5 protein-coding genes and 1 pseudogene are annotated in these 6,114 nt (G+C 67.2%); all 6 read left to right on the top strand.

Annotation, left to right across the window (positions count from 1 at the left end):
- Positions 1-56: 56 nt before the first annotated feature.
- Positions 57-2,639 (top strand): CHAT domain-containing protein, encoded by a 2,583-nt coding sequence (locus U9977_RS24980; protein ID WP_322751727.1) that lies wholly within the window; start codon positions 57-59, stop codon positions 2,637-2,639.
- Positions 2,636-3,340 carry a hypothetical protein gene (locus U9977_RS24975; RefSeq protein ID WP_322751726.1) on the top strand — a complete coding sequence of 235 codons (705 nt, stop codon included), beginning with the start codon at positions 2,636-2,638 and terminating at the stop codon, positions 3,338-3,340. Before U9977_RS24980 ends, U9977_RS24975 begins: the two co-directional genes overlap by 4 nt.
- 81 nt (positions 3,341-3,421) lie before the next feature.
- Positions 3,422-4,236, top strand: a protein-coding gene (locus tag U9977_RS24970) for an IS5 family transposase (RefSeq protein ID WP_416210773.1) whose coding sequence is annotated in 2 segments (ribosomal slippage) — positions 3,422-3,770 and positions 3,770-4,236 — 816 coding nt in all. Because the reading frame shifts where the segments join, the coding sequence is not laid out codon by codon here.
- 142 nt (positions 4,237-4,378) lie between these two features.
- Positions 4,379-4,843 (top strand): annotated as a pseudogene (locus tag U9977_RS24965) (transposase); the annotation flags it as partial.
- Between the two features lie 81 nt (positions 4,844-4,924).
- A complete protein-coding gene (locus U9977_RS24960) occupies positions 4,925-5,170 on the top strand; it encodes a hypothetical protein (protein WP_322751725.1) in 246 nt (81 codons plus the stop codon).
- A 405-nt stretch (positions 5,171-5,575) separates the two neighbouring features.
- On the top strand, positions 5,576-6,114 hold a 539-nt coding region (locus U9977_RS24955; RefSeq protein ID WP_322751724.1), incomplete at its 3' end, for an IS110 family transposase.

Here is a 6,114-nt window from a genome sequence, read left to right as displayed (position 1 = left end):
CTTCCAGGCCGATCGTCGATCTTTACATACAGTGCAATCAGGAGGGTCTCTAGGTCTTGCGTCACAACTCGACCTTGGAGACCCTCTCCCAATTCCCGATCATCGGCCGCCCAGAGATCGGACTTACTCGTCTAGTGGCTCGGGAACCGACCTTCACGCTGCCCACCCCAACCGAGGCGCTGCTGGCCGCCGAGACCTACGTCCGGGCGGAATTGGAGCTTGGCGGCAACACCGGGCAACGACACAGGGCAATGTCTCGGTTAGGAGACATCCTGCGATGGCGCGCTCGGCTGGGCGACACAGTCGACACCGAGGAGCTCGAACGGCTCGAGTCGGTCGCGACCGACGACGATCCGCCGGTCACACCCCGGATCGTCCAGGTCGCGGAGGAGATTCTGCGCAACGCCGACGCCGGCGACTACGACCGTCTCAAGTCACTGATCGACCGGACGCCACCCGATCTCGCCATCGCGGCGCTCGGCGTGGTGATGACCCGCGCCGCCGGCCACGACGACACCATGATGCTTCAACTCGCCGAGGTACGCGCCAGTCTGGTCGACCGACACGGCGACGAGCAGGACCGCGAAGACCAGTTCGTCTTGGAGATCGGTCTCGTCAGAGCCGTCTACGACCCGGATCTGGAACAGCTACGGGGCCTTCCAGAACCGCTCCCGCTGGAAGACCTGACGGCGTTGGCCCACCGGCTGAGTGACGGATCCCCCGACACCGCACCGGCGCGGTCCGCCTGGCTCATCCACATCGCCAACCTGCTGGTCGACATCCCGTCGGCAACCGGGGCCGCCGTCGATGCCTTCACCGCGGCACGATCCGTGACGCCCGACCTTGCCGAGGCACACCCATACGTCGCGACGTACGTCGAAGCCAAACTCGAGTACGCCACGGCCGCGCACGCACTCGTCGCCGACGACCCTGCTGCCGCCGCGGACGCGCTCGTCGACGCGCTCGTCTACTACGTCGATCTGCGCCTGTTCAAACGGGCCGGTGACTGCCTCTCGCTACTGAACTCGCTTGCCACGCGGCTGACCGCGGACTCCGCGTTCCACGTCCTCGGCGGCCTGATGGTAGTCAACACCGTCGCCGACGACCTGGATCCGCAATCCGGACGGCTTGTCCAGCTCATCCTGGCCCGCCTCCTATACAGCCTTGCAACCACCGGGGTGGCGACGGAGCTCCTAGCTGTGCTGTTCCAGATCGCTAAGGGCTGGCGGCTGCACGTCATGTTGGCCGATACGCCTCCCCCGCTCGCCGAACTCGACGAGGACGGCAAAGACCTGCTCGCCCGCACGGCGCCGGCCGAGGGTGAGATGGCACCCGAGTTCGCCACCCTCCATCCCGGCTTCATTGACGACGACACCATCCTGGTGAGCTGGTCGGACACCGCCGACCGGCGCCCGAGTGCCAGCCCGGCCGACCGGCTCCGGCTCCGCCGCAGGCGCTTCGACCATCACGTGACCGCGGCGATGCGGGCCGGCCTGCAACAGGTACCGACGCCGATGCGGTTGGACCAGGTCCAGGCGGCGCTCGACGCCCGCACGGTGCTCCTCGTCTACTTCTCCGGCGGGTGGACCGACGACGACATCGGCACCGCCTACCTGTTGGTCACCGCCGACGAGGTGGCCGCCGAGATCCGCATCGACAACGCACCGCCCGGCGATGTCTTCCTCCGCGCCGACGACCTGACCGTCACGACGTCTCCCATTGGTGTGTTCGTCGCCGAACTGCGCCGCCGCGTCCAGACCGATCCGCTGACCGACCTCGTCGACGCCGAAGCCGGTCGGATGCTCGCCTCGGGCGTCGAAAGCTATCTGGGCCGATTGAAACCGCGGCTCGAGGAGCTCCGCAGAGCCGGTAAAGATCGGCTCCGGATCGTGCCGCACGGTCCGCTGCACTACTATCCGTTCCACCTCGTCGGGCCGCCCGGGCAGCCGCTGGCCAGTGAATGGACGGTGTCCTACCTGCCTAACATCGGGCTGCTGCGCCCGCGGCCCGATCGAGGTGACGCTGTCCCGGCCCGAACGGCCACGATCACCAGCTTCGGGCTGACCTACGAAAACGACGACCGGCCCCGGCTGCCGGCCCTGCCGCGAGCCATGGAGGAGGCCGCGGCCGTCGCCGCCGTATTCGGCGCCGAGCCGGTGCCGGAGGACGCGGCTACCAAGCCCACCGTGCTGCACGCGTTGCAGCACAGCAGATTCGTGCATATCTCCGGCCACGGCGAGCACGACGCCGAGGCGCCGAGCTTCCAGTGCGTCTACCTCAACGGCACCGGCGACGACGCGATCCTGTTCGCCCATGAACTACTCGCCTACGACCTCCGTGGCCTCGAACTCCTTACGCTTAGCGCCTGCGAGACGGCGCTCGGCCGGCTCGACCGGCAAGACAACCTGCAGGGCCTGCCAGCAGCTCTGCTGCTCGCCGGGGTACAGACCATCATCGGCACCCAGTGGGACGTCTCCGACGAGGTCGCCGCCGTGTTCTTTCCTGCCCTGTACCGACAGCTCGATTCGGGCTCCGACGTGTTCGACTCGTTCCGTACCGCCCAGGAAACCACCCGCGCCTCGTATCCGCAGTACTGGGACTGGGGCGCCTTCCACCTCCTTGGAGGGGTCAGCAGATGATCGAAATGAGCCTCGCGGACGGGCCCGGGCGGGCCGTGCCACTCCAACTGCGGTCCGTCCGTGGGGGCGGTGGGCCGCCTCCGCTTATCGATTCGCTCGTGGTTGTCGGCCGGCCTCAGACGGTCCGCCTGACCGCGGACCGCACGACCGACGACCCCGAACTGACCCGCTTTATCGGGGCCGACGCCAGCCGGTGGCATTACCACCTCGTCGGCCTCTCGTGCACCTTCACACCGACCGACGACCAGCAACTCGCCACCGCCTGGATACAGGTCGAGCTCGCAAACGTCGCCGCGCCCAACGCCGAACCTCCGGTGGCGACGTCGCTCGAACCCCTAAGGCTCGAGCGCATCCAACCGATCTCGGTGACCGCGAAGATCGCCGTCCCGTGCGTGTTCGTCTCCGAACTGGGTATCACCCGCGGCGGCGAATCTCGGCAAGTGATGGTCGAGGCCCGATACGAGGGCACGTCTAGGCCGGCATGGCACCTCACCGAGGCGTCGGCGTGGCCCATCAGCGGTATCCAGCGGCTGCGCCTCATCGCGCGAGTACCCGCCAACACCGACGCCGTCGGACGGGTCAGCATCGGCGCCAGCATCCGGTACCGCCGGTTCGGCAGCCGGGCCTTCTCCTACCGCAGCCGCACCGAGGGTACGGCCGACGGCCCGACGTTCCAGCTCTCAACAGCGGTTGAAAACTAACCAGCCTGCCCTATCCGGGCGTCCGCGGCTAAGAGCGTGTCTTGTGTGGGTGCTCCGGGTACATATCTGATCATGGATGTGATGGAGAACAGCCTCGCCGGGCGGCTGGTCCCGGATGATCTGTGGGAGCTGGTGGAACCGCTGCTGCCTCGGTTCGAGACCCGTCAGCAGGGTGGCGGAACCGCGCCGATCGAGGACCGGGCGGTGTTCACCGCGGTGGTCTACGTGCTGACCGCGGGGTGCGCCTGGCGGCATCTGCCAGCCGAGTTCGGGGTGTCGGTACCCACGGCGCACCGCCGGTTCCAGGCGTGGACCCGGGTGGGTGTCTGGCCCCGGCTACGCCGGATGATCCTGGACGCCCACGGAATCGCCGGGCAGGTCGACTGGTCGTCGGTGATCGTGGACGCAGCCAGCCTACGCGCGAAAAAAGGGGCAGCCTGACCGGTCCAAACCCGGTCGATCGCGGCAAAGCGGGCTCGAAAATCCATGTCCTGACCGCCGCGGACAGGTTACCGCTGGTCGTGGCGGTCTCGACGGCGAACCTGCACGACAGCCAGGTCCTCATCCCGCTGGTAGCCAGCATCCCCGCGATCCGCTCCCGGCGTGGCCCGCGGCGCCGCCGCCCGGACAAGCTCCGTGCCGACAAGGCCTACGACTATCCGGACCTGCGACGTTTCCTACGCCGGCGCCGCATCACCGTACGTATCGCCCGGCGGGGCGTGGAAAGCACCGAACGCCTTGGACGACACCGGTGGAAAGTGGAGAGGACCCTGGCCTGGCTGGGTGGATACCGCCGACTGACTCTCCGTTACGAACGCAACGGCCGTAACTTCCTCGGATTCCTCACCCTCGCCGCCGCGATCACCTGCTGGAAAAAACTCCCCCACCCCACGTAAGACAAGCTCTAAGTGGCGTCCACTGACGTGGTATACGGATCGTGATCACCTAACGACTCACCGGAGCGGGGGTCCGTGACGTAGAGCGACCACCGCGTGATCCTTTTCGAGAACCGCCAAGAACTCGATGAGGAGATACGCGATGGCCGTGCACCCGACTGTGACCGATGCCGAGGGGTTCGGCAAGGAACTGATGGCCGCGAGTCCGGACCTGCTGGGCTCAATGGTGAAGGCGTTCGCGGAGGCGTTGATGGGCGCCGACGCGGATGGGATCTGCGGCGCCGAATACCGAGAGGTATCTCCGGATCGAGTCAATCGTCGGAATGGTTACCGGATGCGGGAATGGGACACCCGTGCCGGGACGATCGAGCTGGCGGTGCCGAAGCTGCGGCAGGCCTCCTACTTCCCGGAATGGCTGCTGACCCGGCGGCGGCGGCGTGCCGAACAGGCGCTGATCTCGGTCGTGGCGACGTCCTATCTGCTCGGAGTATCGACGAGAAGGGTCGACAAGCTCCTCGAGCATCTGGACGCCCAGGTCGAGGCGTTCCGGAGCCGTCCGCTCGACGCCGGCCCGTACCGGTTCGTCCAGGCCGACGCGCTGACGATTGGCTTTGAGAGATTCGAGTGGCCCCGCCTTCCAGCTTGAGTTCTAGCGGTGGTTGCAACACCAGTCCCGAAAGGTGTTGCAGTGACCGGATCTCGACGGAACATCCGCAAGCGCGGCCCCGAGCCTGACCAGGCCAAGCGTGATCACTACCCTCGGCTGATGGCGCAGGGCGTGAGCAACTCGGCGGCGTGCCGGGAGGTCGGGATCAACCGCAGGACCGGAACACGGTGGCGCTACGGGCGCACCAGCACCGACCAGAACGGCCAGACCCGCTCCTACCCGCCCACCGCGGACAGGCGGCCGGCCGGTCCGGGGTCCGTGCCGTGACCCGGATCCGGTCACCCTCGTCCGCCACATCATCCACGACCAGCGGCGCCAACCCCGCGAACACCACCGCCACCAAGCCATCCACACCAACCATGACGGATCGTGACATGGCAGGTCACGTCAGCTACCACCGGATGTGCGGCAGAGCCGTTACTTTTACAGGCAGGGCGGATCGCTGCGCTGATCATCATGGGTACTGGAAAATTGGTCTCGGGTGCCCCGGTCAGCCGTTGGGCCTGTGATGCGGGGTGAGCTCGTTTTACAGGATGGCGATGGGGGCCGATTAGGGGATCATGGGTTGTGTCAGGGCGGTCTGCCGCCCGGAGCACGCGTGTCAGATTCCGCCTCTTCCTCTGGCCTCTCCGGGGCACCCGCCGGGTGGAGTGTGAGGGAGACGGAGAGGCTGTGACCAGCGAGAACGTGAAGGATGAGGTCATTCATCTGCGGTCCGCAGGGGTGGATCTGGGCAAGCGGTTCCTGGTGGCCTGCGCCCGTATGCCAAACCCGCGGCAGACCGGCAACTGGCTGCTGGAGACCGAACGGTTCGGGACCACCGGCGCCGAGGTACGGCGGTTGCGGGCCTGGCTTCTGGAACGCCAGGTGGAGGTCGTGGTGCTGGAGGCCACCTCCGACTACTGGCGGGCGGTCTACTACGTGTTGCAGCCGGACCTGAACCTGATGCTGGTCAACCCCTCTCATCTCAAGGGGATCCGGGGGCGCAAGACCGATCCCAGTGACGCGGCGTTCCTGGCGCGGGCCGGCGCGTCGGGCATGGTGATGGCGTCCTTCGTCCCGGGGCGGAAGATCCGGGAGCTTCGGGACCTGACCCGCCGGCGGACCGAACTGGTGCGCGCCGCAGGCTGGGAGGCCCAGCGGCTGGAGAAGGAACTCGAGGACACCGGGATGAAACTCGCCTCGGTTCTCACCCACCTGGTTGGTGTCAC

It is taken from the genome of Protofrankia sp. Cas8, assembly GCF_963555845.1.
Lineage (GTDB): Bacteria > Actinomycetota > Actinomycetes > Frankiales > Frankiaceae > Protofrankia.
Note: the sequence above shows the minus strand (reverse complement) of the source record. Positions and strands in the feature narration are given on the sequence as shown.

Bases quoted from the DNA above. Each gene is read 5' to 3' on its own strand.
- U9977_RS24975 (WP_322751726.1), top strand. From the start codon at position 2,636: ATGATCGAAATGAGCCTCGCGGACGGGCCCGGGCGGGCCGTGCCACTC.